This is a genomic window from Oleiphilus sp. HI0061 (assembly GCF_001635675.1).
On sequence record NZ_LWFE01001421.1, the window covers coordinates 1 to 1,529 of the forward strand.

General features: G+C 45.7%; 2 protein-coding genes. One reads left to right on the plus strand and one right to left on the minus strand.

What is annotated here, in order from left to right; genetic code table 11:
- Positions 1–20 precede the first annotated feature (20 nt).
- The gene (locus A3735_RS22480; protein ID WP_197475500.1) at positions 21–908 is read left to right on the plus strand and encodes a CPBP family intramembrane glutamic endopeptidase; all 888 of its coding nucleotides are present in this window, start codon (positions 21–23) and stop codon (positions 906–908) included.
- Between the two features lie 78 nt (positions 909–986).
- Here the strand turns inward: A3735_RS22480 and A3735_RS31250 are convergent.
- Positions 987–1,529: hypothetical protein (locus tag A3735_RS31250; protein WP_197485979.1), on the minus strand; the 543-nt coding region annotated here is incomplete at its 5' end.

The following is a 1,529-nucleotide window of genomic DNA, read 5'->3' on the forward strand; positions in this document are numbered from 1 at the left end:
AATTGTAAATGTATAGCTATATGGATATTCAACTGCCTCTCGAATTACTTCCAAGCTTTTCTGTCTACACACTGCTAGTCAGCTTATTGCTCAAGCCCGGCAAGCCACCTAGCCTACTTCTAAGCTTACCCTTGCTCGCAATCTTGCTGATTACAAGCTGGCTAACGCAAGTTATCGATTGGCGAACTGCTGCTTTCCTTGTTTTCGCCACGCTGATCATTAGTCAGGTTCAATCAAAGCATTTACCAATAAAAACCTTCGCCTGGATATTTTTAAGCCTTGTGCCCTTGATGCTAGCCTTACACCTTGTTCCCGGCTTTACTAAAACCACGGTCTTCGGCCCGGCCTTACTTGGTAACTCAAGCATTCCTTACACCCTAAGTGCTCACCTTGATAAAGCCTTGGGCGCAGTATTAATCTTATTTTGCTTTCGCTACTGGGTCAGCAATACGAGCCCTTCAAACCTGAAGAACGAAACCAACATAAAGCCCGAGCTATTCGCCAAGCTCGGCTTCGCTATGTTTGGGATTTTTCTGATCGGCTACATTTTGGGCGTCAATACAGATTTTAAATTCGGCCAGCTGACTTTGGCCTTTATTTTTATTAATCTGTTTGTGACCTGCATCGCTGAAGAAGCGTTCTTCAGGCTAATCATTCAGCGCTTTATATTCCTAAAATCGTCTACAGCCAGCGCCGCCATCATTGGCTCATCCCTTCTGTTCACTCTTGCTCACTTCCATACAGGGCCCGGGGCGATAGAGAGGCTCAGCCTAATCTTTGCCGCGGGTTTACTCTACGCATGGAGTTACCAGCGAAGCAATTCTCTGCTACTTGCTATCCTGCTTCACTTTAGCATTAACCTGATTCACTTTAGCTTCTTCGTTTATCCTGCCTCTTTTACTCATTGATGACTAAGCACGCACTAAATTCTATTGGCAATAAGGCCACTTTCTTTCGAAAGCAGCCTTCTCTTAAGTCACTTGCGATTAGTGTAGGTCAGGTACAACACCCACCTGAGGCATTTCTGCCAAACCAATGTCTCTGGCATGTTCTTCAAACCCTTTGTTCTTCCAGAAGAAAGCCCCTGGCATGGTTGTAGGTACAACCAATACATAGAAGAGTGCACGACCAACTAACAACATAATGATCATGCCAAGCCCCGCAGCGATACCAATCAGTGCAGCTGAAATACCGGTAGGCGCCCAGATAAAGAAGACTGCAGAGATAAGCAAGCCAAGCACTAAGCTGACGTTTCTCGCCAAGTAAGTATTGCCAAACGTCGTCCACTGAATGTAGTGCGCTGCTGCGCCCTCTCCCTGTTCAGTATTCAGGTAACGAGCATGAGCAACAAGACCTATTGACTCAACCAGCAAGCCAATAAAGACCAGACCAGACAAGACACTCAGAAGTGGTGCAAAGCTTAAATCTTGAAGCGAATAAGCAATACAAGCAAACACGGCAAAAACAATTCCGCCGACACTAAACATACTGCCAAAGAAGCTGGTCAATACCTGCCAATGATTCCAGAA

Coding starts and splice junctions, on each gene's coding strand:
- A3735_RS22480 (WP_197475500.1), top strand. CDS start 21: ATGGATATTCAACTGCCTCTCGAATTACTTCCAAGCTTTTCTGTCTAC.